The following is a 24070-nucleotide window of genomic DNA, read 5'->3' as shown; positions in this document are numbered from 1 at the left end:
TAAAATAATTTTGTTAACACTTGTATATGTTATTATGTATTTAATTCAAATACAATTTTAATATATTTTATTAATTTTTTTGTTGATTTTTTTCTAAAAAATTCTTAAACGATTCCTTTCAAAAGTAAAATACTTTTATTAAATATAAAAAATATTGTAAATTATATAAGTAAAAATCATAATATTTCTTTAAAAAAATATTATTTATATTAAAGATGTACGCTAAAAATTAAAAAATTGGTAAATACTATAAAATATAAGGTGATAATATAAAATGAAGCGTGCTGTTATAACAGGTTTAGGTATAATATCTAGTATTGGAAATAATAAAAAGGAAGTTTTAAATTCCTTAAAAAAAGGATGTTCTGGAATTAGATTTTCTAAAGAATTTAAAGAAATGGGATTAAGAAGTCATGTTTGGGGTAATATTCAATTAGAGAAGAATGAAATTAAGTCTCAAATAGATAGAAAAATATTGCGTTTTATGAGTGATTGTTCTATTTATGCATATTTAGCAATGAAAGAAGCAATCAAAGATTCAAAATTAAATAAAAAAGACATATCTAATATTCGTACTGGAATTATTGTAGGATCAGGTGGGGGATCACCGAGAAATCAAGTAGCTGGTTCTGATGGAATGAGAAAAAAAGGATTACGTGGAGTAGGTCCTTATATGGTTACTAAAGCAATGGCTTCAGGTATTTCTGCATGTTTAGCTACTCCTTTTAAAATTAAAGGAGTAAACTATTCAATTAGTTCAGCTTGTTCTACTTCAGCTCATTGTATAGGTCATGCATTAGAATTAATTCAATTAAAAAAGCAAGATATTATCTTTGCTGGAGGTGGAGAAGAAGTAACATGGGAATTGACTTGTGAGTTTGATGCAATGGGTGCGTTATCTACAAAATATAATGATTTTCCAGAGAAATCTTCTCGTACTTATGATCAAAATAGAGATGGTTTTGTTATAGCTGGGGGTGCAGGAATAATAGTAGTTGAAGAATTAGAACATGCTTTAAATAGAAACGCTCATATTTATGCAGAAATTATTGGTTATGGAGCAACATCCGATGGATATGATATGGTTACTCCATCAGGAGATGGAGCAGTAAGATGTATGAAAATTGCATTAATTAATGCAGAAAAAATTGATTATATCAATACTCATGGTACTTCTACTCCAATTGGAGATACGAAAGAGTTAGAAGCTATTATTAAAGTTTTTGGAATAAATAATATTCCGGTTATTTCTTCAACAAAATCAATGACAGGCCATGCTTTAGGAGCTGCAGGGGTTCATGAAATAATATATAGCCTATTAATGTTAGAATATGGATTTATTGCTCCTAGCATTAATATTGAAATTTTAGATAAAAAAGCTAGAGGTATTAATATAATAAAAAAACCAATTAATTATTCGTTAAATACTATCATGTCTAATAGTTTTGGTTTTGGAGGAACAAATGTTTCATTAGTAATCAAAAAATATTCATGAGTTGAGTGACTGTAATATAAATGTGTTTTAGTTTTAAGAATAAAAATTTATAATAAAATTATTAGATGGTATAATAATATAATGAAAATAGTTATCATTGGTGGAGGAATAGTTGGTGCTTCATTAGCAATTGCTATTTCAAATTTTAGTAAAAATTTAATAGAAATTGAATTAATTGAGCAAAAAACAAAAGATCAATTATTTAATATTATTGAATCTCGAACAATTATTTTTTCTTATACTACATATAAGAAACTAAATGAAATAGGATTATGGTTTCAATTAAAAAAATATGTTCATCCAATTATTGATTTTAATTTTTCTGAATATGAAAGTTTTTTTGATTTAAATATTAAATCTGATGATTATTTAATTCCAGCTTTTGGTTATACAATAAAATTGAGAGATATGAATTTTTGTATCTTTAATATTTTAAAAAATAAAAAAAATGTTAGTTTATATTATTCATCTAAAGTAGTAGACATAAAATATGATCTTAACTATGTTTATATAAAATTAGATTCTGGTATTTCTTTATCTGGAAATTTATTAATATCAGCTCATGGAAGTGATTTAATTCAGAATATAAATAGAGATATTATCTATATAAAAAAAAAATATAGGCAATATGCTATTATTGCAAATATTTTAACTCAGAAATATTTTTCAAAAAAAGCATTCGAAATCTTTATAAAAAATGATCTTATTTCTTTATTTCCTATGAAAAATCAATTTTATTCTTTAATTTGGTCACATTCAATGAACAAAAATGATTTTTTAGTTAAAAAAAATAATTTTTTTTTAACTAATTTAGAAAAATATTTAGAAAAAAAATTAGGTAAAATTAAATTAATAGAAAATATTCATTTTGTTCCATTATTTTACATGTATGCAAAAAAAATTATTAGTCATCGTTTAGTTTTAATTGGTAATGCTGCACAAACTTTACATCCAATTGGAGCACAAGGATTTAATCTTAGTATGCAGGATATTGTATTACTTTCGAATATAATATCGAATGCAAGTAAAAACGGAAAAGATATTGGAGAATATATATTTTTAAATCAATATCAAGAACAAAGACATTGTGATAGAATGAAAGTCTTATTCTTAATAGATCAATTAGTTTCTTTATTAATAAATAAAAATTTTTTTTCTTCTATATATAAGAAATTATTATTTTTTTCTATTCAAAATTCATCAATTGTTCAAGATTTTTTTGTTTATTTTGGGTTAGGATGGAAAATATAGTATTTATAAAAAATTAATAGTAAATTTATGTGTTTATTTGATTTAGTTATTGTAGGTAATGATATCAGTGGATTAATTTTAACTTATTCATTAATAAAATCTAACATTTTTAAAATAGGTTTAATATGTGAATCGTGTTTATTATCTTCTAAATTGATCGAAAATAATGAGTTTTTTAACTTAATTAATATTAATATTTTAGATAAATCTATCCTAAATAAATTAGGAATATGGAATTTTATTAACAATCAATTTGAAGGTAAATATAGACTTATAAAAATTTTAAAAACAAAAAATTTTAATAATGTTATTTTCGATTGCAGTTTGTATAATATATCACATTTTGGTTTCGTTTTTAATAAAGAAAAATTGACAAATTCTTTATTTAGTTTAATTAAAAAAGATTCTAAAATTTCTATTTTTTATGATTTTATAAATACAATAGTATGGAAAAAAGAAATGGTATCTATTTATTTAAATAAAGGTAATGTAATAAAGACAAAATTAATCATTGCTGCGGATGGTTATGAATCAAAAATAAAAAATTTTGAAAATATACCTTCTTTTTTCTATAGAAAGGATTCTAGTATATTAACTACAATAATTAATCATGAAATTAAACATAAAGATACTTTATATAAAATTATTGAGAATAAAAATAGAATACTTTATTTTTTTCCATTAAGTCATCAAAATAAATCTTTATTAATATGGGTTTTGCCTAAATTAAAAGCATTGAAATATAAAAATATAAAACAATCATTTTTTGAAAAAAAAATTAGTATTTTAAATGATATGCAATTGGGATATTGCAAGTTAATTAATGGTATATCTAATATTCCTTATGTATTGCAATATTCAAAAAAGTTTATTTCAAATCGTTTGATATTATTAGGTAATTCATCTTATCAAATTGGCTATACAGAAATGTTTGATATAAATTTTAGACTAAATGAAATAAAAATGTTAAGAAATAAATTAATTCAATTAAAAACAGAAAATAAAGATATAGGACATTTTTTTTATTACAGAGAATATTCTAAAGAAATAAGATATCAATCAATAATGAATGTTATTAAGCATAAAATATTCAATAAAATTCTTTTATCTAATTTAATTTTTAATCAAAAAAATTTAGAAATAATTAATTTTTTTTTCAATTTAAAGATAAAAAATAAAATAAAATTTCTAAATTTTTTAATTAAAATTTAAGTTCTTAATTTATTAAAAATTATGTTATTTAATATAATTCTTAATAAGAAAAAGTAATTTTTTTAACGTTCCTTTATTATTATGCAATGTATTAAAAGCTTGTTTTCCATAATAAATTCTTGCTTTTTTATTGGATATGAAAAATTTAATTTTTTCCATTAATTTATATTTGTCATAAGTAATAAATAATCCATTGTTTTTTTTTAATTTTTTACAAATTTCTTTAAAATTATAATTGTACGGTCCTATTAGTATGGGTAATTTATGTACTGCAGCTTCTAAAGGATTATGTCCTCCAATATTTACTAGACTTCCTCCTATAAATGCTAAATCAGCAATACCATACAATAAAGTTAATTCTCCAATTGAATCTCCTAAAACTACTTGAGTGTTAGAACTTGGATGTTTTTGTTCACTTCTACAAATTAATTTAAATTTTTTTTGAATTAATTCTTTAACTTTTTTAAATCTTTGAGGATGACGTGGTACTAAAATTAATAATAATTTAGGATAATATTTTAATAAATTTTGATGTATTTTAAGAATAATTTTTTCTTCGTTTTCATGTGTACTTCCTGCTATCCATATAAATCTATTTATACCCCATATTTTTTTTATTTTTTTTGCTTTTTTTAATAAATCTTTATTTATAGAAATGTCAAATTTTATATTCCCATGGATACATATTTTTTTTTTTGGATATCCAAGTTCAATAAAATTTTTTTTATCTTCCATGCTTTGTGCACTAATAAAAGTAATTTTTTTAATAATTTTTTTAAAAAAATTAGCTAATTTTTTATATTTTTTTGTTGTTTTATTAGATAGACGTGCATTTGCTAAGATTAAAGGAATATTTTTTTTATTAATTTGATAAATTAAATTAGGCCATAACTCTCTTTCCATAATAATGATTAATTTTGGATTTGTTTTATTCAAAAAGCGATATACAGCACCTTTTAGATCATAAGGTAAATAAATATGATCAATATTATTTTTTTTTTTAAAAATAGCTGTTATATAATTTGAACTACTTGGTGTAGTAGTAGTAATAATTATTGAAATTGATGGATAAAGATAATTAATTTTTTTAATCAATGGTATTACTGATAATGTTTCACCTAAAGATACACAATGTATGACTATACCATTTTGATAAAATTTTTTTTTGAAATAAAATCCATATCTTTCATTAATTCTTTTAAAATAAATAGGAAATTTTATTCCATTAAAAAATAAATGTAATAAAAAAAAAGGCTGTATTAAATATATTAGAAATTGATATACAAAAAATATCATAATATTTTTATATTTTTAAGAATTAAATAAATGGATTGTTTTATATTATATTATTAAATTTTTCAATAATTTATTAAATACTTTTTCTGGTTTTATAGAACTCATTTGATTGTTTTTTGAGACAATTCTAATTTGATTTTTTCCAAAACAACCTATTAATTTTGGATCAGTTGGACCATATAAAATAATATTTAATTTTTTTAAGGCAGATGTTAAATGACTGAGTCCTGTATCTACAGAAACAACAGCTTTTGATTCAATAATATATTTGGCAATATCATTTAATGATAATTTAGAAAGTATTTCTGTATTATTTAAACCAAAAGATATTTTTTTCGCTTGTTGATATTCTTCTTGAGAATACCAAGGAATTTTAACATCTAAATTATAATTAGATAATAAATAGATTAATTTATTCCAATGTTTTACAGGCCAATGTTTGTCAATACTTGTTGTAGCATGAAATATTATGATATAGGATTTTTTTGAACATGCATGGTAATTGAATTTAAATAAATTTAAAAAATGTTTCATAATGTTAAATTTTGGATTTGAATTTGGTTTTTTATATTTTAAACTTTTAGCAAATAATAATCTTGTACGTTCAATAGCATGTTGATTTTTATCAATAAAATAAGAAAAGTTATAAAATAAGCTTACAAATAATTCTTTTGAACTTTTCCAATCGTATCCATGCTTGATTCCATTCGCATGACGAGTAATTAATAAAGTACTTTTTAATAATCCTTGTGCATCAATGATGCTATCATATTGTATTTGTTTTAATTGGGAATAAAATATATGACGTTCTTTAATGACTTTTTTTGAAAACCATTTTTTTTTCCAACGACGAATAGAAACAGGTATTACTTTATTTACAGAAGAATGCCATTTTGGTATTAAGACAAAATCTTCTTCAATAACCCAATCAAACGAAATATTTGAAATTATTGAAGATGCATCTGTTAAGGATGGTAAAGTATGTAGTATATCTCCCATAGAAGAAATTTTAACTATTAAAATTTTCATTTTTTAACCAAAGAGTTGAATATTTTTAAATACTTCTTCAGGTTTGATATTAATAAAATTTTTGTGATATTTTTTTTTGTTTTGTACTATATTGTCAAATTTATTTTTCGATGTAATAATTCTAATTTTTTTTGATAATGGTGGATTTTTTTCAGGATTAGTTGTACCATATATTGCGACTATAGATTTGTTTAATGCAGCTGAGATATGCATTAATCCAGAATCATTTGTAACAACTATATTACAAATATTTAATAAAATTATGACTTCTTTTAATGAAGTTTTTCCAGTTAAATCTATACAATTTTTTTGATTATGATATGGAATCAAAGAACAAATTTTTTTGGATAAAAGTATATCTTTTTTACATCCAAATAAAATAATTTGATATAAATTAGTGTCTAACAAAAGTTTTGCTAATGTAGCAAAATGATAAAATGGCCAACATCTATTTATTCCTGATGCAGAATGTGGACAAAAACCAATAATATTTTTTTTTGTAAAAATTTTAAATTTTTCTTTTATTTTTTTATTACTTTTTTTAATTTTAATTGATGGCCATAATATTGGTTTTGGAATATCTTCAGCACAATTAATTGTTTTTTTTTTGTACGCTAGTGTTCCATATTTTTCTGCTGTTTTAAATGTAAATTTTTTTTTGTAAGTTCTAATATCGTTTAATATACCGTATCTCATTTCTCCTATCCATCCAGTTCTAATCGATATTTTAGCAAACATGGGTATTATGGCAGATTTAAAAGAATTTGGTAATATAAATGCTTGATTATAAATATTATTTCTTAATAATTTTCCTATTTTGTATCTTTTAGTTATTTCTAATTTTCCATGTTTCAAGTTAACTATAATAATTTTATTTATTTCAGGAAAATAGTTTAACAGTTCTGCACAGTATGGAATGGTAATTACATGAATTTCTGAATTAGGATTATTTTTTTTAAAAGTTCTATAGAAGCTTTGTGACATCATTGTATCACCTATCCATGATGGACTAATAACTAATATTTTCATGTTTTTTTTTATTTAGCCATTGAATATATTCAATTATACCTTGTTCAATTTTTTTAAAAGGTTTTGAGTAGCCTATATGTCTTAATTTATTTAAATTTGCTTTCGTAAAAATTTGATATGTTTTTTTTAAATTTTTAGGAATTGGAAAATATTCTATTGATATATTTTTTTTATTGTATATTTTTTTTATTATTTTTGCAATGTTTTCTATAGATTGTGCCTTACCTGTTCCACAATTAAATATTCCAGAAATTTTTTTTTTCCAACACCATAAATTTACTGATATTACGTCATCTATATATATGAAATCACGTTTAAAAATATGACTATTTTTAAACAATTTTATTTTATTTTCATAATTAATAGATTGGTTAATTTGAAATATAATACTTGCCATATTTTTTTTATGGTTTTCATAAGGACCATAAACATTAAAATATCTCAATCCACAAATTTGTGATTTACTTTTTGGAATAGTTTTTATGACATATTGATCAAATAATAATTTTGAATATCCATAAATATTTAATGGTTTTTCGTTTTGATTATCTTCAATCAATTTTTTTTTAGAATTACCATAAACAGCTGCTGAAGATGCATATAAAAAAGGAATATTATTTTCAACTGCATATGTTAATAATATTTTTGAATATTCATAATTATTATTCATCATATATGTTCCATTAGATTTTGTTGTTATTGTACATGCTCCTTGATGAAAAATTACTTTTATATTAGGTAAATATTTTTTTTCTAAAATATTAAATAAAAATTTTTTTTTATCTAAGAAATCCATAATTTTACAGTTAATTAAATTATGAAATTTATAGCTTTTTTTTAAGTTATCAATAACAAGGATATTATCATATCCTTTTTGATTTAATTTTTTTATTAAATTATTACCTATAAATCCTGCTCCACCAGTAACTAAAATCATTATATTCCTCTTATATAAATTAATGTAGTTTCTATATTCTTATAAATAAGTATTTTTATTTGTGTATTTAATATATTTATGGTATAAATATCAAGCAATTTTTTTATTAGTTGGGAGATATTTATAAATAGCACTATATGCTGTATAATATATTAAAACGGTCAGGTCTGGAAAGAAGCAGCCATAGTATGATTAGTACAGGTATATAAAAATATTTATATATCTCCCTTATTTTTTATTTTCCATAAAATTTTTTTTTATTAAAAATTAATAAATAATTTTTAATAGAAATTTTTTTGCTTTTTTTGTTTTTGGAGAAATAAAAAAGTCTTTTTTATTAGTATCTTCTAAAATTTTTCCTTTATCCATAAAAATTATTCGATCGGCTATTTTTTTCGCGAAATTCATTTCATGTGTGACTATGATCATAGTCATGCCTTGTTTAGCTAATTCTTCTATCATATCTAATATTTTTTTAATCATTTCAGGGTCTAATGCTGATGTTGGTTCATCAAATAACATAACATGAGGTTGCATACATAATGCTCTTACAATTGCAATTCTTTGTTTTTGTCCTCCAGATAATTGTGAAGGAAATTTATATATTTGGTTTATTAAACCAACACGATTTAAAAGTTCTGTTGCCATTTTTTTTGCAGAAATTTTATTTTTTTTTAAAACTTTCATTGGTCCTAATATAAGATTATCTATAATAGATAGATGAGGAAATAATTCTGAATTTTGTAGTACCATCCCAACCATGGAACGTATTTTTGTTAAGTTTGTTTTTTTATCATGAATGGATATATCATTAATATATATTTCCCCTTTTTGAATATTTTCTAATCCATTTACAGTTTTAATTAATGTAGATTTTCCTGAACCAGAAGGTCCACAAATAACAATTATTTCTCCTTTTTTTAAATGTATCGAGCAATCATTTAATACTTGAAATTTATTATACCATTTAGAAATATTTTTTATATGAATCATCTTTAATTTTTTTTTATAAATAAGTTATTGTATAATAACTTTTTTTTATATTATTTTAGTCATTTTTTATTTATTAAAATAGAAATAATTAAAAAAAACAAAGTAATTAACCATATTGGTAGTGATCCGAAATAAAAATATGGTGTTTCTCCAATGGTTCCTACAATATCAGAATATAATATTCCAGAAATGAATTGAGGTAAAATATTTTTTATTTGTCCATTTGCATTAATAATTCCTGTAATACCATTATTTGAAACTCTAATAAGAGGTCTTCCTAATTCTAATGCACGCATTCTTGCCATTTGAAAATGTTGATGTGGTCCAATAGAATTTCCAAACCAACTATCGTTTGATAAAGTTAATAATATATCTGTATTTTTTTTAAAGTTGTCTCTTATTTGTTTAGAAAAAATTATTTCGTAACATATACTAGAAGAAAAATAAATATTTTTTACAATTAGTTGATTTTGTTTATATTTACCTGGAATAAAATTTGATTGTGGTATTTTAACAAATGAAATTTTATTTTTAATTGGAATAAATTCTCCAAAAGGTACAAGATGGTATTTTTTATAACGATTTTTAGTAGGATAATGATATGGTGTTTCATCTCCTAGTACAATAATACTATTAAAATATTGATTTTTATTTGATTCTATAATTCCAGTAATTAAGCTGGTTTTTTTATTTCTTAAAATTAAATCTAAATTAGTTAAAAATTCATTATTTTCTAATTCATTAGATGGAATTGCAGATTCTGGCCAGATAATAATATCTACTTTAGATAAGTAATATTTTGATAGATTTAAATATTTTTCTTTTATTTTTTTTATAAAATCATGGTTCCATTTTAATTTTTGAGGTATATTACCTTGAACTAATGCAATTGTAGCTTTTTTTTTTGGATTTTCAATATACCATTTATATTCTTTAAAAAATTTAGATGAAAATAGAAGTATTAAACTGATAAAAAATACAAAAAATCTTTTTTTTATAAGTGAAAATATTATTAATCCACTAATTATCATTAGTAAAAATGTAATCATTTCTACACCAAATATTGGTGCAATGTATTTTAATGGTCCATCAATTTGTGTATATCCAAATTGCAACCAAGAAAATCCTGTAAATAATGAACTTCTAATATATTCAATAATTTGCCATATACTAGGGGATGCAAATATAAAACGTGTAATTTTAGTATTTTTAAAAAAAAAATTTATTAAAAACGAAAATATAGCAGGATAAAGTGATAAATAAATAATTAAAATAGAGATTAAAATAATATTAACAATAAATAAATTATCACTAAAATTTGATATACTGATATAAATCCAAGAAATACCATATCCAAAAAAACCTATTCCCCAAAAAAAACCTATTAATGTTGATTCTTTTAAAGAATTAGAATATAAAAGTATTAATTGTAATCCACATAAAGAAAAAATACTACAAAACCAGATATTGTAAGGTGCAAATGATTTGATACCGATTATGCCAAATAATATTGCATAAAAGAATTTGAAAAAATTTTTTTTATATATATGATACATATAAAAGTAAATTTAATTAATTTAATCAAATATTGATTTTAAAATATCATTTATAGTGATTATTCCTGATATTTTTGCATTTTTATTAATAAGAATAGCTATGTTATTATGTTTTTCAGTTCCAAATTTTTGAAATAATAAATCAACTCGTTTATTTTCTGGTATAATAATAACTGGTTTTAATATTTTATATAAAAAAAATTTTTTTTTTGTATATACATATTTTAAAAGATCTTTTGCTTTGATTATTCCTTTAATATAATTTTGATGAATTACTGGAAAATATGAATATTTATTTTTAATAATAATATTTAAATATTCATCAAAAGTTTGATTGGTATTTAATAAAATGATTTTTTTTTTAGTATTTATAATGTTTTTTAATTTTTTATGAGATATTTTTATTATTCCCTTGATAATTTTTCTAGTATCTAAGTCAATAATATCTTGATATTCTATATATTTTTTATAATTTATATATTTTTGTTTAATTTTTTCAATAGTGTTCATGTTTGAAATTTACAAAATATATTATTTTTATTTTAAATATTTTATATTTTTTTTTAAAGTATTATTTTAATTGATATGGATTATGATAATTTATTTTTTTCATAATTTTTATTTCAAGATTTTTCATTTTTTTGTATTCGTATTGAGTTAAATGATGATAACCGAAAATATGTAAACATCCATGTATAATCATATGTGCATAATGTGCATTAATTTTTTTTTTTTGTATAAATGCTTCTTTTTCTATAATTTTATGACATAAAACTAGATCACCAATATGATTTTTAATCAAAAAATTATCATTGATTGGTCCTAAATAAAAAGATAATATGTTAGTTGGTTTATTTTTTTTTTTATATTTAATATTTAAATCTTTTATTTCTTTAATTTCAACGATACGAATTGTTAATTCAATGCTTTTTTTAAAAAAATTAAAAATTGTTTTTACCCAATTATTTATTTGTTTTTTTTTAGGTAAGTTTTGATATTTTTTACATATATATTGTATGTTTAGTTTTTTTTTCAATTGATAAATTTAATATCAGAATTTATTTAATAATCAATAGTATTTATTTTTTTATATATATTTATTTCAATATTTTCTTCCTATATAATCATATATTAAAAATAAAAAAAATAAAATTTTTTTTCTGAATTATTTTTTTTAAAAAATTTGTTATTATGTGATAGGAAATATTTTATGAATATGCAAATTATTTTTGACAATTATTATTATTTATTTTTCGGTAATTTTCCTCATGGTGTTTTAAAAGGTGCATCATTAACATTAATTATTAGTATTTTGTCTGGATTGTTTTCTTTTTTTTTTAGGTATTATTAATGGAATCGGTTTAATATTTTTAAAAGGATTTTTAAGAAGTTTTTTAAATATTATTTTATTTTTTTTTCGTTCTGTTCCAATAATTATGTTAATATTTTGGATTTATTTTTTATTTCCATTAATATTTAAAATTAACATTTCAGGAATATTTAGCATTATTTTTGTATTATCTTTGGTGTTTGGTGCGTATTTTGGTAAAATTATCCAAACAGGTATTTCATCGATTGGAAGATCACAATGGAATGAAAGTTTAGCTTTAGGTTTAAAATATACTGATATTTTATTATATATTATTTTCCCTCAAGTCTTTAAAATGATGTTTCCTTCTTTTATTAATCAATGGATTGCTTTAATTAAGGATACTTCTTTATCATATATTATTGGAGTAGAAGAGTTATCTTTTGTAGCAAATCAAGTAAATAATAGAGAAATGGTTTATCCTGTAGAAATTTTTTTATTTGTTTCTTTTATATATTTTATTTTTTGTTTTTTTACAGAAAAAATTTTAAAATTTATTATTTTTCCAAAATTTAAAATAATAAATTTTAAAAAATGATATTTTTATTTTATGCCGAAGATCGGAATCGAACCGATATACCTTAAAAGGTGGTTGATTTTGAATCAACTGCGTTTACCAATTTCGCCACTTCGGCATAAAATAAAAATTAAATCACTATTTTACTTTTTAATATTATATATAAAAAAATAATATTTTTAAATTTTTTTTTAAAACTTTCCTAAAAAAATGAAAAAAAATGTTGTTGTATTAGTCAATCATGGTTCTCCTTCTTCTTTTAAAAAAAGAGATGTTTTCAATTATTTAAGAAATTTTTTAATTGATCCTAAAGTGATTAAAATATCTAAATTTGTATGGATTCCATTATTGTATTTTTTTATACTGCCTTTTCGTGTATTTAAAATTTGTAAATTTTATAAATCTATTTGGACAAAATTTGGATCACCTTTAATGATGAATAGTTTGAAGCAAAAAGAATTTTTATTAAATTATTTTAAAAATACATCTGTAAGAATAGGGATGAGTTATGGAAAGCCGTTTTTATCTGAAATTTTAAAGAAAATTTTAAAAGATAATACAATAGAAAAATTAATCATCTTACCTTTGTATCCTCAATATTCTTCTACAACTACAGGTTCAGTATTTAAAAAAATATCTGAAATTATGAATAAATATTATACAATTCCAGAAATTCATTTTATTCGTAGTTATGCTTCTAATCCACATTATATTTATGCATTAAAAAAAACAATAGAAAAAAGCTTTTTAAAATATGGAATACCTGAAAAACTAATTATATCATATCATAGTATTCCAATTTCATATGTAAAAAAAGGAGATATTTATTTAAAAGAATGTCAATTAACTTCTAATTTATTAATTCAATCTATTTCTTTATCGAAAGAAGATATTATCATTAGTTATCAATCAAATTTTAAATTTTATTCTTGGTTAAAACCTTATACAGAAAATATTTTAAAAAAATTAGCAAAAAAGGGTGTTAAAAAGGTACAGGTAATATGCCCAGGTTTTTCTGTAGATTGTTTAGAAACATTAGAAGAAATATCAATGAGAAATAAAAAAATCTTTTTATCTCTTGGAGGAAAAGATTATCGATACATACCTGCATTAAATTTTTCGAAGGATAGTATTTCTTTAATAAAAGAAATCATTAAACCTTACATTCAAGAAAAATAATTATGTTTTGTCGATTTTTTTTAAAACATTTTTTAAAGATTTTTGAATATTAATAATAGAATTATTAGCATTAATGATATGATAAAAATACTTATAAAATAAGTATTTTTTTCTATAAATTTTAATTAATGGTTTTGTAAATTTTTTATATTGTTCTATTCTATCTTTTATAGAAGATATTTTGTCATCTGTACGTAAGATTAAATCTTCTCCAGTAATATCATCTTTATTTTTTTTTATAGGTGGATTTAACGTTTTATGATATGTTCTTCCAGATGATTGATGTATTAGTCTACCATTAATGCGGTCAAAGATGTTTTTTTCTGAAATATATAATTCAATAATATAATTAAGATTAATATTGAGATCTTCTAAATATTTAGCTTGTATTATTGTTCTTGGAAATCCATCTAAAATAAATCCATTTTTACAATCTTGTTTTTTTAATCTTTTTTTTATTAAGTCACAAATAAATTGATCTTCTACTAATTGACCTTTAGAAATTATTTTTTTGTTTCTTTCATTTGATATTGTTCTTAACATATCCCCAGTTGAAATATGTGGAAAATGGTATTTTTTAAATATAAAATTTGCATGAGTTCCTTTTCCAGATCCAGGTGGTCCTAAAATAATAATATGCATATATTTTCTCTTAAAAAATTATGTCATTTAAATAAAAATTAATTATTATTTAATAATAATTTATTAACTTTTTTTATAAATGAGTTAATATCATCTAAACTATTTTGTTCTATTAACAATGCTTGTTCAAATAACATTGAAATATATTCATTAAATAATGAGTCATTTTTAATATTATTTATTTTTTGTATTAATGGATGATTAAAATTTATTTCGAAGTTGTATAAAATTTTTTTTGTTGATTGTCCGACTGTTGATAACAACTTAGCCATTTGTGTACTCATATCATCATGATCTGTAGTTAAAATTACTGGAGTTTCAGTTAATCGATTTGTGATTTTTACATCTTTTACTTTTTTTTCTAAAATTTTTTTTACTTTTTTTATGAAATTTTCTGTTTCGTTATTAGAAATTTTATTTTTTTCTATTTCTTTTTGATTGATTGATTCTAAAGAAATATTATTTTTTGTAACAGATTGTAATTCTTTATCTTTAAATTTTGGTAAATAACTAATTAACCATTCATCAATTCTATCAAAAAGTAAAAGTACTTCAATATTGTTTTTTTTAAAAAATTCTAAATGTGGACTATTTTTTGCTGAAAGATAATTATCTGCTGTAATATAGTAAATTTTTTTTTGATTATGATTCATTCTTTGAATATAATTCTCAAGAGAAACATTTTGGATTTCATTATTATTGTAAGTAGAAGAAAATCTTAATAATTTTAATATTTCATCTTTATTTGCAAGATCTTCAGCTGGACCTTCTTTGAGTATTAATCCAAATTCTTTCCAAAATTTTTGATATTTGTCAGGTTGATTTTCGGATAATTTTTTTAATATTTTCAATATTTTTTTAGTTAAAGAGTTGCGTATTGAATTTACGATTGGATTATTTTGTATAATTTCTCTTGAAATATTTAATGGTAGATCTTTTGAATCAATTAAGCCTCGAATAAATCTTAAATATCCAGGAATAAATTGCTCTGCTTCTTCCATTATTAATACTCGATTGATATATAATTTCAAACCGTATTTGTGATCACGGTTCCATAAATCAAAAAGTGATTTTTTTGGTATGTAAATTAAACTAATATATTGATGTTGCGTACTTTCAACTTTATTATGTAACCATAGCAAAGGATCATTATAATCATTTGTTAAATTTTTATAAAATTCTATGTATTCTTTTTCACTAATTTTTTTTGGATTTTGATCCCACAATGTTTGTGCTTTATTTATTTGATCCCAACTGATATTATTTTTATTCTTTTTATCTATATTTTTAATTTTAATTGGAAAAGCAATATGATCAGAATATTTTTGTATAATTAACCGTATTTTTGTATCTTCTAAGAAATCTTTTTCTTGATCTTTTAAATATAAAATTACATCTGTTCCTCGATTATCTTTAACTTCATTTGAAATAAAATACTCTCCTTGTCCATCAGATTCCCAATATACTCCTTGATTAGAAGGATTTCCAGCTGCTTTTGTTTTTACAATTACCTTTTTAGATACAATAAAAGAGGAATAAAATCCAACACCAAATTGTCCAATTAATTGTTGATTTTTGGATTGTTTTTGATCTAGAGATTTTAAAAATTCTTTTGTTCCTGATTTTGCAATTGTTCCTAAATTTTTAATTATTTCATCTTTAGTCATTCCAATTCCATTATCAGAAATACAAATTGTTTTCATTTTCTTATCAACTTCAATATTAATTTCTAATTTAGAATTATTTTCATATAATTTAGGATTGGATATTGCTTTGAATCTTAATTTATCTAATGCATCAGATGCATTAGAAATTAATTCTCTTAAAAATATTTCTTTATTAGAATATAAAGAATGAATCATTAAATGTAGTAATTGTTTTACTTCAGATTGGAAATTATAAATTTCTTTTTTATTCATATTAGTCAATTAGCCTTTTAAAATTAAATATCTGAAATTTATATTGGGTTTTTTAAAGAGATTTCAAGATTAATTATATTTTAATATAAATTATTTAAATAATTTAATATATAACTGATTAAATTAAAAAGGAATTTTTAATCCAGGAATAAATGGAATATTTGTTGATATATTTTTCATTTTTTCTTTTTGTATTTGATCTATACGACGTACAGCATCATTAAATGCCGCAACAATTAAATCTTCTAATATTTCTTTTTCATCTAAAAGTAAACTAGGATCAATATTAATTTTTTGGCAATAATGAGTTCCATTGATTGTAATTTTAACTAATCCTGCACCAGATTCTCCTGTAACTTTTATTTTTGACATTTCTTCTTGTGTTTTTTTTATTTTTTCTTGCATTTCTTGAGCACGTTCTATAAAACTTGATAAAGTATTTTTGTTAAACATGATTTTTTCTCTATTAATTAAATTATCAATTTTTATCATATTTAAATTTAAAATTAAATATTTTTAATGGTTTAAATACGAATATTTTCAATGTTTATATCAAAAAAATCACAAATCATTTTTATTTCTAAATTTTTTTTTATGATTTCTTGTATTTTTTGAATATTTTGTAATCTTAATGAAAATTCTGATGTTATTAAATTTTGTTTTTTTTCGTTTAAAATTTTTTTATTACTTGATTGATTAGAATTAATTAAATGTTTTTTAAAAAAATTATTTGTATTTTTTAAATCAGATTTTATTATAAATGTTTTTTTTTTAAAATTATATTTGTCTTGTTTTATTTGATTTTTAATTTTAATTTGTTTTTCTAGTTCATCAATTTTTTCATTAATTTTTTTTTTATTGTATGTTTTTGGTTTTGAAATTTTTAATGTTGTTTCATAAACATCTTTTTTTGTAATTGTTTGTTTTTTGATATTAGTACTATGTTGCAACGCACGTAGTAAAACCATTTCTATTCCTATTTTTTCTTCTGGAGCAAATGGTAATTCTTTTCTTCCCATAAGCATTATTTGATAATATTTTTGTAAATCGTGAGGGTCAATAATTTTTGTTAATTGATGTAATTTTTGTTCTATTTTTGATGTATTTTTCTTTATGATTATGGGAATTATTTGCATTATTGCTATACGATGTAGTATTGAAGATATTGAAATTAATATATTTTCTAAATTAAAATTTTTTAAATATAATTTTTCAATTAATTCCATCATTTTATTTCCATTATTTTTTACAATAGATTCAATTATTGTAAGTACTTCTTCATCTTTTAAAATACCTAAAATATTACTTATAATTTCATAGGATATAGTATTATCTTTAGATACCATAATACATTGTTCTAGTAGTGTTAGTGCATCTCTTAAACTACCTTTTGCATGGTATGAAATTGTTTCACAGGATAATTCATCTATAATAATTTTTTCTTTATTTGTGATGTATTTGATTTGTTCTGTTATTTGTTTTGTATTTATAACATTTAAATGCAATTGTAAACAACGAGACAATATTGTTTCAGGAATTTTTTCTGGTTCTGTAGTTGCTAATAAAAATTTGATATGTTTTGGAGGTTCTTCTAAGATTTTTAGTAGTGCATTAAAACTATATCTTGAAAGCATATGTACTTCATCAATTAAATAAATTTTAAATCTACTTGTGTTTGTTTTATACTGGGCGTTATCTAACAACTCTCTAATATCTTCAACTTTACTGCGTGATGCACCATCAATTTCAATCACATCCATAGATTTACATTCTTGAATTTCAATACAATTAATACATTGATTGCAAGGATTTTTAGTAATTCCTGTTGTACAATTTAATGCTTTTGCAAATATTCTTGTGATTGTAGTTTTTCCTACACCTCTTGTTCCAGAAAATAAGTATGCATGATGTAATCTTTTTCTATCTAAACTATTCTTTAATGCGTTTAAAATTTGATTTTGTCCAATTATATCATCAAATTTTTTAGGTCTCCATTTACGTGCTAAAATTTCATATGTCATATTATTAAAAAAATTTAATTTAAATAATGTTTTATTTTTAGATAATATTTTATCTAATTTAGACATATTAATCTATTTAAATTATTTTTATTATAAAAATCTAATTTGATATTGAATAATATGATAAAAAATTGTTATTAATATTTAATTAAAATTAAAATTTTTTTTTGGAAATAATTAATATTATGGATAAAAAATATCAAGCAAAAAAAATAGAAAAATATGTTCAATTATATTGGAAAAATAAAAAAACTTTTGAAGTATCAGAAAATAGTCACAAAAAAAAATATTATTGTTTATCAATGTTACCCTATCCTTCTGGACATTTACACATGGGACATGTACGTAATTATGTTATTACTGACGTGATTGCTCGTTATCAACGTATGTTAGGAAAAAATGTTTTACATCCTATGGGATGGGATGCTTTTGGTTTACCAGCAGAAAATGCTGCAATTGAATCTAATATTTCGCCAGATTCCTGGACTTATTTAAATATTCAATATATGAAAAAACAATTAGAAAATTTGGGTTTAAGTTATGATTGGAAAAGAGAAATTATTACGTGTAACCCAAATTATTATCGTTGGGAACAATGGTTTTTTATTCAATTGTATAAAAAAGGATTAGTATATAGAAAAAAATCTTTAGTTAATTGGTGTTCAAATGATGCTACTGTTTTAGCGAACGAACAAGTTATAAATGGTAATTGTTGGCGTTGTAATACTCCTGTAGTTTATAAGAAAATTCCTCAATGGTTTATAAAAATTACTAAGTATGCTGATGAATTGTTAGATGGGTTAGATCAACTTCATGAATGGCCAGAAGATGTTAAGGCTATGCAACGTAATTGGATTGGTCGATCAAAAGGTTTTGAGATTCAATTTGAAATCATTAATTCTAATAAAAAAATAGTAATTTATACTACAAGACCAGATCTTTTTATGGGTATAACATATATTGCTATTTCGCCTTTTCATAAATTTTCTATTTATTTATCTAAATTAAATAAAAATGTTAAGTTTTTTATTAATCAATTTAAAAGAGCCAACACATTGTTAGATAATGAAAAACATAATAAAAATGTTGGTCTTAATACTAATTGTTATGTTTTGCATCCTTTTACTAAAGAGAAAGTTCCTATTTGGATAGCAAATTATGTATCTTCAGAATATGCATCTGGAGCTATTATGGGTGTTCCTGCACATAATTTGTCTGATTGGAATTTTGCAAAAAAATATAATTTACCAATTAAGATTGTTATTGATTCTACTAAAAATGAAATTATTAATATTTTAAATAAACCAATATTAAAAAAAAATAAATTAGTTAATTCAGGTATATTTAATAATATGAATCATGATATTGCATTTGATACTATTATTCAAAAGTTAATAAATAAAGGATTAGCAAAGAAAAAGATATATTTTAAATTAAAAGATTGGTGTATTTCCAGACAACGTTATTGGGGTGCACCAATTCCAATGATAATAAATAGAAATGGCCAATATAATCCTGTTGAGGAATCGTATTTACCAGTAGTTTTATCAAAAAAATATTTGAGAAATATAAAAGAAAAAAAGAATTTTTCAGAAATTTTAAAAAAAGATAATAAATTTTCTTTTATACAAGAAAAGGATACATTTGACACTTTTATTGAATCTTCTTGGTACTATGCTCGTTATACGTCTCCAAATTATGATAAAGGTATGGTAGATCCTGATTTGGCTAATTATTGGTTACCTGTGGATCAATATGTTGGTGGTATTGAACATGCTATCATGCATTTATTATATTTTCGTTTTTTTCATAAATTAATGCGTGATTTTGGATTAGTTAATTCTGATGAACCAGTAAAGAAATTATTATGTCAAGGAATGGTGTTATCTGATGCTTTTTATTATTTAAACAAAAAAAAACAAAAAACTTGGATATCATATAAAGAGGTTATTATTAATAAAGATTTAAAGGGTAATACTGTTTCAGTAACAGATCAATTAGGAAGAAAAGTTTTTATTAAAAAAATGACTAAAATGTCAAAATCAAAAAAAAATGGTGTTGATCCTGAAGAAATGATTGAAAAATATGGTGCTGATACTGTACGTTTATTTATTGTTTCTGCAGCTCCTCCTAATATTAATATTGAATGGAATCAATCTGGTTTAATTGGTGCTAATAAATTCATTTGTCGATTATGGGATTTTGCTTTTAAATTAATTCATTTTAAAAAAAATATAGTATCCTTTAAAAAAAATGTTGATAAATATAAAATTAATGAATTTAGACATTTTTTGTACGAAACAATATCAAAAGTTACAGATAATATGAATCGTAGATATGCATTTAATAGTGCAGTATCTAGTGTATTTAAATTAATGAATAAAATGAAAATATTTTCATTTGAAATTCAAGAAGAGAAAGCAATTATAGAAGAATGTTTTAATATAATAATTAAAATGTTATTTCCAATAATTCCACATGTTTGTTTTATAATTTGGAAAAAGTTAGGAAATAAGCAAGATATTGATTATACTCAATGGCCAGTTCTTGATAAAAAAAAATTGTTTAAAAAAATGACTACGAAAATTATATTACAAGTTAATGGAAAGTTTCGAAAATGTATAGAAGTGCCAATCGATTTAAAAAAAGATAAGTTAGTTTCTATAGCTATTAATGAATATATTATCAAAAAATATTTAAAAAATTTTAAGATTTATAGATTAATTTATATAAAAAATAAATTGTTAAATTTTTTAGTGAAAAGTAATGAAGGTTAAATATTGTGATTCAATATTTTTTAAAAATTTTTTATTTTTTTGGCATCTTTTTTATCTCAAATTGTCATATCAATGTGATTGATTTTCAAAAAAATATTCCTTTAAATATAAAGAAAATTAAATTAATAAGTGATGATCCTTATGGTTTATTGGAAATGACAATTAAAGAAATATTATATTTATATAATATAGATGTAGTTAATTTCCATGATTATCAAAAATATAAAGATAATATACCTGTAATTAAGATTATTAATATTTTTTATGATGATAAAATAATATCAAATGATTATTATGGAAATGGAATAGAAAAAGAATTAACATTAACTGTTATTATTAATCTTATATTTCCAAATAAAATAAATTATTTATTAAAAATATTTGAAACATCTAACCTTTTTAATGATGAATTTGACAGCTTTAAAAAGGATATTAAAGAAGAATTATTAAAAAAAGAATTATGTAAAAATGTTGGTCATCATTTATTTCGTAAGTTATTGTTAATACATGAAAATTCATAATTTTTTCACAAGTATATTTTTAAAAATATGATTAATATATGATATATTTTTATCCAGAAACTTTTGATATACGATTAAATAGAGATAATTGTTTAATTTATTTTTTATTTGGTAATGATATTTTTTTAATACATGATTCTATTAAAAAAATTGTTAAAAAACTTCAATTATTTGGAATTAAACAAATTTTTAAATTCGATATACAAGATGATACTAATTGGCCTAAAATTTTTTCTTTAATGACAAATCGAGATCTATTTTATTCTAATAAAATTATAATTTTAAAAATTACCAATGGTGATTTAAACAAATTAGTAGAAAAGGAATTGTTATTTTTAATGAATCATATTAATAAAAATATTTTTTTAATAATTTATGGTTTTAAATTAAAAAAAGATAGTGATTTATTAAAAAATAATTCGAATAATATGATATATATAGTGTGTAATTATTTTGAAAATTATTTTCGATTTTCACAATGGTTAGTTAAAAAAGTTGAAGATATGTCATTGAAATTAGAACAAAATGTAGATAGATTATTTTTTTATTTATATCAAAGAAATTTATTTAAATTACAACAGTTTTTATACTATTTTAAAATAGTTTATCCAGATGGAATAATAAAATTATCTCGAATAAAAAAAGATTTAGAAATTAATTTTTTTTGTTTTACTCCTTTTCATTGGATTCGTGCATTATTGTTAGGTGACATGAAAGGTAGTTGGTTAATTTTAAAAAAAATTCAGAAAAATAAAACTTCTTTAAAAAGTTTATTAAGAATTATTCAAAATATAATAATATTAATTATTGATTTTAAAAATACAAATAATTTTTTGAAATTAAAAAAAATATTAACAGAATATGATTATTATTTAATATCTGAATCATTAATTATTCATTCAATAAAAAGATTGTCTTTAGAGAAATTAAATTTAATATTAAAAATATTAATTCAATCTGAATTAAACATATATTTTGATTCTAATATGGTCTGGAGAAAATTAGAAATATTATCATTACTGTTTTCAAATAAAAAAAAAATACCTGCATTTTTTATTTATGATTAAAAATAAAATTAAAGTTTTTGATGTTTTTGGTATTTTTGGAGGTACTTTTAACCCTATACATTATGGGCATTTAAATATTATTAATAAAGTAATAAAAATGATAAGATTTAAACAAATTATATTTCTTCCTAATTATAAACCTTGGTATCGCTGTATTAATATTATAGAAAATATAGAACATAGAATAAAAATGATTCAACTTGGAATTAAAAATTTTAATCCATATGTTGATAAAAATTTTTTTAAAATTGTTTTTCATAAACATTATTCTATTATAGAAACATTATTTTTTTATCGTAAAAAATATGGTTTTAATCAATCATTAATTTTTATACTTGGATCTGATTCACTTGAGTCTATTAATAAATGGATAGAATGGGAATGTATTTTAAATTTTTGTCATTTATTCGTATTTCCAAGATATAAAAAAAAATATGATTTTAATCAAGAAATTAAATGTTGGATCAAAAAAAATCAAATTTTTGACATTAATATATTTTATTTTCTTCCTTTTGGAAAAATATATTTATATGACAAAAAAACGTTATGTAATATTTCCAGTACAGAAATTAGAAATTTAAAAATTCAAAATCAAAATTATTATTATAAAATCCCATATTCAATTTTTTGTTATATTAGAAAAAATGAATTATTTATAAAAAAATAATTGAGGAATACTTTATTTTTTTGTGATAAATTTATATGTAAAAAAAAATATTATTAACAGATAATAATTTATGTCTATACTCAATATATTAATGTATCCGGATAATAATCTTCGTTTGAAAGCTAAAATTGTAAAAAGAATAGATTCTACAATAAAAAAAAATGTACATGATATGTTAGATACTATGTATGAAAAAGAAGGTATCGGATTAGCAGCTACTCAAGTTAATATTAATTTAAGAATAATTGTTGTAGATATATCTGCTACTCGTACAGAAGGTATAGTTATTATTAATCCAATGATATTAAAAAAAAATGGAAAAACTGGTATTCAAGAAGGTTGTTTATCTATTCCTGGAGAACAGATTTTTGTACCTCGTTCAAAAAATATTAAAATTGTTGGATTAAACATTAAAGGAGAAAAAGTGGAAATTTCAACTGATGGATTATTATCAATTTGTTTTCAGCATGAAGTTGATCACTTAAATGGTATTTTATTTATTGATTATCTTTCAAAGTTTTATAAAAATCAAATTTATAAAAAAATGCTTCGATTAAAAAAATTAAAAGAAAAAAATATATTTTAGTTAAAAA

General features: G+C 20.8%; 23 protein-coding genes, 1 tRNA gene and 1 other RNA gene. 12 read left to right on the top strand and 13 right to left on the bottom strand.

What is annotated here, in order from left to right; genetic code table 11:
• The first annotated feature begins 274 nt into the window (after nt 1-274).
• The 3 genes from fabB (at nt 275) to RA161_02165 (ending at nt 3958) form a co-directional block, all read left to right on the top strand.
• Entirely contained in the window at nt 275-1495 is a 1221-nt protein-coding gene (fabB, locus tag RA161_02175) for a beta-ketoacyl-ACP synthase I (GenBank protein WMY97324.1), read from the top strand.
• Between the two features lie 81 nt (nt 1496-1576).
• Nucleotides 1577-2746: an FAD-dependent monooxygenase gene (locus RA161_02170; GenBank protein ID WMY97323.1), complete on the top strand. Its 1170-nt coding sequence runs from the start codon at nt 1577-1579 to the stop codon at nt 2744-2746.
• A 27-nt stretch (nt 2747-2773) separates the two neighbouring features.
• Entirely contained in the window at nt 2774-3958 is a 1185-nt protein-coding gene (locus RA161_02165) for a hypothetical protein (protein WMY97322.1), read from the top strand.
• A 24-nt stretch (nt 3959-3982) separates the two neighbouring features.
• Here RA161_02165 and waaA read toward each other — a convergent pair whose 3' ends face one another.
• Genes waaA through rfaD form a run of 4 tightly spaced genes read right to left on the bottom strand, consistent with a single transcriptional unit; the run spans nt 3983 to nt 8249 of the window.
• Nucleotides 3983-5254: a lipid IV(A) 3-deoxy-D-manno-octulosonic acid transferase gene (gene waaA / locus RA161_02160; GenBank protein WMY97321.1), complete on the bottom strand. Its 1272-nt coding sequence runs from the start codon at nt 5252-5254 to the stop codon at nt 3983-3985.
• Between the two features lie 45 nt (nt 5255-5299).
• Entirely contained in the window at nt 5300-6283 is a 984-nt protein-coding gene (rfaC, locus tag RA161_02155; GenBank protein WMY97320.1) for a lipopolysaccharide heptosyltransferase RfaC, read from the bottom strand.
• A 3-nt stretch (nt 6284-6286) separates the two neighbouring features.
• Nucleotides 6287-7312 carry a lipopolysaccharide heptosyltransferase II gene (waaF, locus tag RA161_02150; GenBank protein WMY97319.1) on the bottom strand — a complete coding sequence of 342 codons (1026 nt, stop codon included), beginning with the start codon at nt 7310-7312 and terminating at the stop codon, nt 6287-6289.
• A complete protein-coding gene (rfaD, locus tag RA161_02145; GenBank protein ID WMY97318.1) occupies nt 7293-8249 on the bottom strand; it encodes an ADP-glyceromanno-heptose 6-epimerase in 957 nt (318 codons plus the stop codon). Before rfaD ends, waaF begins: the two co-directional genes overlap by 20 nt.
• Before the next feature lie 129 nt (nt 8250-8378).
• Here rfaD and ffs point away from each other — a divergent pair.
• Nucleotides 8379-8465, top strand: an RNA gene (gene ffs / locus RA161_02140) — signal recognition particle sRNA small type.
• A 51-nt stretch (nt 8466-8516) separates the two neighbouring features.
• Here ffs and RA161_02135 read toward each other — a convergent pair.
• The 4 genes from RA161_02135 to ybeY form a co-directional block, all read right to left on the bottom strand.
• Complete coding sequence (locus tag RA161_02135; GenBank protein WMY97317.1) at nt 8517-9242, bottom strand: amino acid ABC transporter ATP-binding protein; 726 nt, start codon at nt 9240-9242, stop codon at nt 8517-8519.
• Nucleotides 9243-9301: 59 nt separating this feature from the next.
• Nucleotides 9302-10798, bottom strand: a complete 1497-nt coding sequence (gene lnt / locus RA161_02130; protein ID WMY97316.1) for an apolipoprotein N-acyltransferase — start codon at nt 10796-10798, stop codon at nt 9302-9304.
• Nucleotides 10799-10819: 21 nt separating this feature from the next.
• Nucleotides 10820-11308, bottom strand: coding sequence for a CBS domain-containing protein (locus tag RA161_02125; GenBank protein WMY97315.1), 489 nt, complete (start codon nt 11306-11308; stop codon nt 10820-10822).
• Between the two features lie 61 nt (nt 11309-11369).
• The gene (gene ybeY / locus RA161_02120; GenBank protein WMY97314.1) at nt 11370-11834 is read right to left on the bottom strand and encodes an rRNA maturation RNase YbeY; all 465 of its coding nucleotides are present in this window, start codon (nt 11832-11834) and stop codon (nt 11370-11372) included.
• Nucleotides 11835-12008: 174 nt separating this feature from the next.
• Between ybeY and RA161_02115 the strand changes: the two genes are divergently transcribed.
• Together RA161_02115 and RA161_02110 are read left to right on the top strand one after the other, a co-directional pair.
• The gene (locus tag RA161_02115) at nt 12009-12149 is read left to right on the top strand and encodes a hypothetical protein (GenBank protein ID WMY97313.1); all 141 of its coding nucleotides are present in this window, start codon (nt 12009-12011) and stop codon (nt 12147-12149) included.
• Nucleotides 12150-12162: 13 nt separating this feature from the next.
• Nucleotides 12163-12705: an ABC transporter permease subunit gene (locus RA161_02110; GenBank protein ID WMY97724.1), complete on the top strand. Its 543-nt coding sequence runs from the start codon at nt 12163-12165 to the stop codon at nt 12703-12705.
• Nucleotides 12706-12718: 13 nt separating this feature from the next.
• Here the strand turns inward: RA161_02110 and RA161_02105 are convergent.
• Nucleotides 12719-12802 (bottom strand) — tRNA-Leu (locus RA161_02105).
• A 92-nt stretch (nt 12803-12894) separates the two neighbouring features.
• Here RA161_02105 and hemH point away from each other — a divergent pair.
• A complete protein-coding gene (hemH, locus tag RA161_02100) occupies nt 12895-13863 on the top strand; it encodes a ferrochelatase (GenBank protein WMY97312.1) in 969 nt (322 codons plus the stop codon).
• Here hemH and RA161_02095 read toward each other — a convergent pair whose 3' ends face one another.
• The 4 genes from RA161_02095 to dnaX all read right to left on the bottom strand — a co-directional run bounded on the left by RA161_02095 (nt 13864) and on the right by dnaX (nt 18511).
• Nucleotides 13864-14505, bottom strand: a complete 642-nt coding sequence (locus tag RA161_02095) for a nucleoside monophosphate kinase (protein WMY97311.1) — start codon at nt 14503-14505, stop codon at nt 13864-13866.
• Nucleotides 14506-14543: 38 nt separating this feature from the next.
• On the bottom strand, nt 14544-16424 hold the full coding sequence (htpG, locus tag RA161_02090) for a molecular chaperone HtpG (GenBank protein ID WMY97310.1): 1881 nt from the start codon (nt 16422-16424) through the stop codon (nt 14544-14546).
• A gap of 123 nt (nt 16425-16547) precedes the next feature.
• Nucleotides 16548-16877 carry a YbaB/EbfC family nucleoid-associated protein gene (locus tag RA161_02085; GenBank protein WMY97723.1) on the bottom strand — a complete coding sequence of 110 codons (330 nt, stop codon included), beginning with the start codon at nt 16875-16877 and terminating at the stop codon, nt 16548-16550.
• Between the two features lie 71 nt (nt 16878-16948).
• The gene (gene dnaX, locus RA161_02080; protein ID WMY97309.1) at nt 16949-18511 is read right to left on the bottom strand and encodes a DNA polymerase III subunit gamma/tau; all 1563 of its coding nucleotides are present in this window, start codon (nt 18509-18511) and stop codon (nt 16949-16951) included.
• Between the two features lie 119 nt (nt 18512-18630).
• Here dnaX and leuS point away from each other — a divergent pair, with 119 nt between their 5' ends.
• The 5 genes from leuS to def all read left to right on the top strand — a co-directional run bounded on the left by leuS (nt 18631) and on the right by def (nt 24063).
• A complete protein-coding gene (gene leuS / locus RA161_02075; GenBank protein ID WMY97308.1) occupies nt 18631-21222 on the top strand; it encodes a leucine--tRNA ligase in 2592 nt (863 codons plus the stop codon).
• Between the two features lie 74 nt (nt 21223-21296).
• Nucleotides 21297-21743, top strand: a complete 447-nt coding sequence (locus tag RA161_02070; protein ID WMY97307.1) for a hypothetical protein — start codon at nt 21297-21299, stop codon at nt 21741-21743.
• 38 nt (nt 21744-21781) lie between these two features.
• Entirely contained in the window at nt 21782-22810 is a 1029-nt protein-coding gene (gene holA / locus RA161_02065; protein ID WMY97306.1) for a DNA polymerase III subunit delta, read from the top strand.
• Nucleotides 22803-23477 carry a nicotinate (nicotinamide) nucleotide adenylyltransferase gene (gene nadD, locus RA161_02060; protein WMY97305.1) on the top strand — a complete coding sequence of 225 codons (675 nt, stop codon included), beginning with the start codon at nt 22803-22805 and terminating at the stop codon, nt 23475-23477. The genes holA and nadD overlap by 8 nt, the downstream gene beginning before the upstream one ends.
• A 70-nt stretch (nt 23478-23547) precedes the next feature.
• On the top strand, nt 23548-24063 hold the full coding sequence (gene def / locus RA161_02055; protein ID WMY97304.1) for a peptide deformylase: 516 nt from the start codon (nt 23548-23550) through the stop codon (nt 24061-24063).
• Nucleotides 24064-24070: the final 7 nt, after the last annotated feature.

It is taken from the genome of Arsenophonus sp., assembly GCA_031446085.1.
Classification (GTDB): Bacteria; Pseudomonadota; Gammaproteobacteria; order Enterobacterales; family Enterobacteriaceae.
Note: the sequence above shows the minus strand (reverse complement) of the source record. Positions and strands in the feature narration are given on the sequence as shown.

Excerpts from the sequence above, each read along its gene's own strand:
- holA (WMY97306.1), top strand. The coding sequence starts at position 21,782 with ATGATATATTTTTATCCAGAAACTTTTGATATACGATTAAATAGAGAT.
- lnt (WMY97316.1), bottom strand. The coding sequence starts at position 10,798 with ATGTATCATATATATAAAAAAAATTTTTTCAAATTCTTTTATGCAATA.
- dnaX (WMY97309.1), bottom strand. The coding sequence starts at position 18,511 with ATGTCTAAATTAGATAAAATATTATCTAAAAATAAAACATTATTTAAA.
- rfaD (WMY97318.1), bottom strand. The coding sequence starts at position 8,249 with ATGATTTTAGTTACTGGTGGAGCAGGATTTATAGGTAATAATTTAATA.
- hemH (WMY97312.1), top strand. The coding sequence starts at position 12,895 with ATGAAAAAAAATGTTGTTGTATTAGTCAATCATGGTTCTCCTTCTTCT.
- fabB (WMY97324.1), top strand. The coding sequence starts at position 275 with ATGAAGCGTGCTGTTATAACAGGTTTAGGTATAATATCTAGTATTGGA.
- waaA (WMY97321.1), bottom strand. The coding sequence starts at position 5,254 with ATGATATTTTTTGTATATCAATTTCTAATATATTTAATACAGCCTTTT.
- RA161_02085 (WMY97723.1), bottom strand. The coding sequence starts at position 16,877 with ATGTTTAACAAAAATACTTTATCAAGTTTTATAGAACGTGCTCAAGAA.
- leuS (WMY97308.1), top strand. The coding sequence starts at position 18,631 with ATGGATAAAAAATATCAAGCAAAAAAAATAGAAAAATATGTTCAATTA.
- rfaC (WMY97320.1), bottom strand. The coding sequence starts at position 6,283 with ATGAAAATTTTAATAGTTAAAATTTCTTCTATGGGAGATATACTACAT.
- RA161_02165 (WMY97322.1), top strand. The coding sequence starts at position 2,774 with ATGTGTTTATTTGATTTAGTTATTGTAGGTAATGATATCAGTGGATTA.
- RA161_02115 (WMY97313.1), top strand. The coding sequence starts at position 12,009 with ATGAATATGCAAATTATTTTTGACAATTATTATTATTTATTTTTCGGT.
- waaF (WMY97319.1), bottom strand. The coding sequence starts at position 7,312 with ATGAAAATATTAGTTATTAGTCCATCATGGATAGGTGATACAATGATG.
- RA161_02135 (WMY97317.1), bottom strand. The coding sequence starts at position 9,242 with ATGATTCATATAAAAAATATTTCTAAATGGTATAATAAATTTCAAGTA.
- htpG (WMY97310.1), bottom strand. The coding sequence starts at position 16,424 with ATGAATAAAAAAGAAATTTATAATTTCCAATCTGAAGTAAAACAATTA.
- RA161_02170 (WMY97323.1), top strand. The coding sequence starts at position 1,577 with ATGAAAATAGTTATCATTGGTGGAGGAATAGTTGGTGCTTCATTAGCA.
- def (WMY97304.1), top strand. The coding sequence starts at position 23,548 with ATGTCTATACTCAATATATTAATGTATCCGGATAATAATCTTCGTTTG.
- nadD (WMY97305.1), top strand. The coding sequence starts at position 22,803 with ATGATTAAAAATAAAATTAAAGTTTTTGATGTTTTTGGTATTTTTGGA.
- RA161_02095 (WMY97311.1), bottom strand. The coding sequence starts at position 14,505 with ATGCATATTATTATTTTAGGACCACCTGGATCTGGAAAAGGAACTCAT.
- RA161_02125 (WMY97315.1), bottom strand. The coding sequence starts at position 11,308 with ATGAACACTATTGAAAAAATTAAACAAAAATATATAAATTATAAAAAA.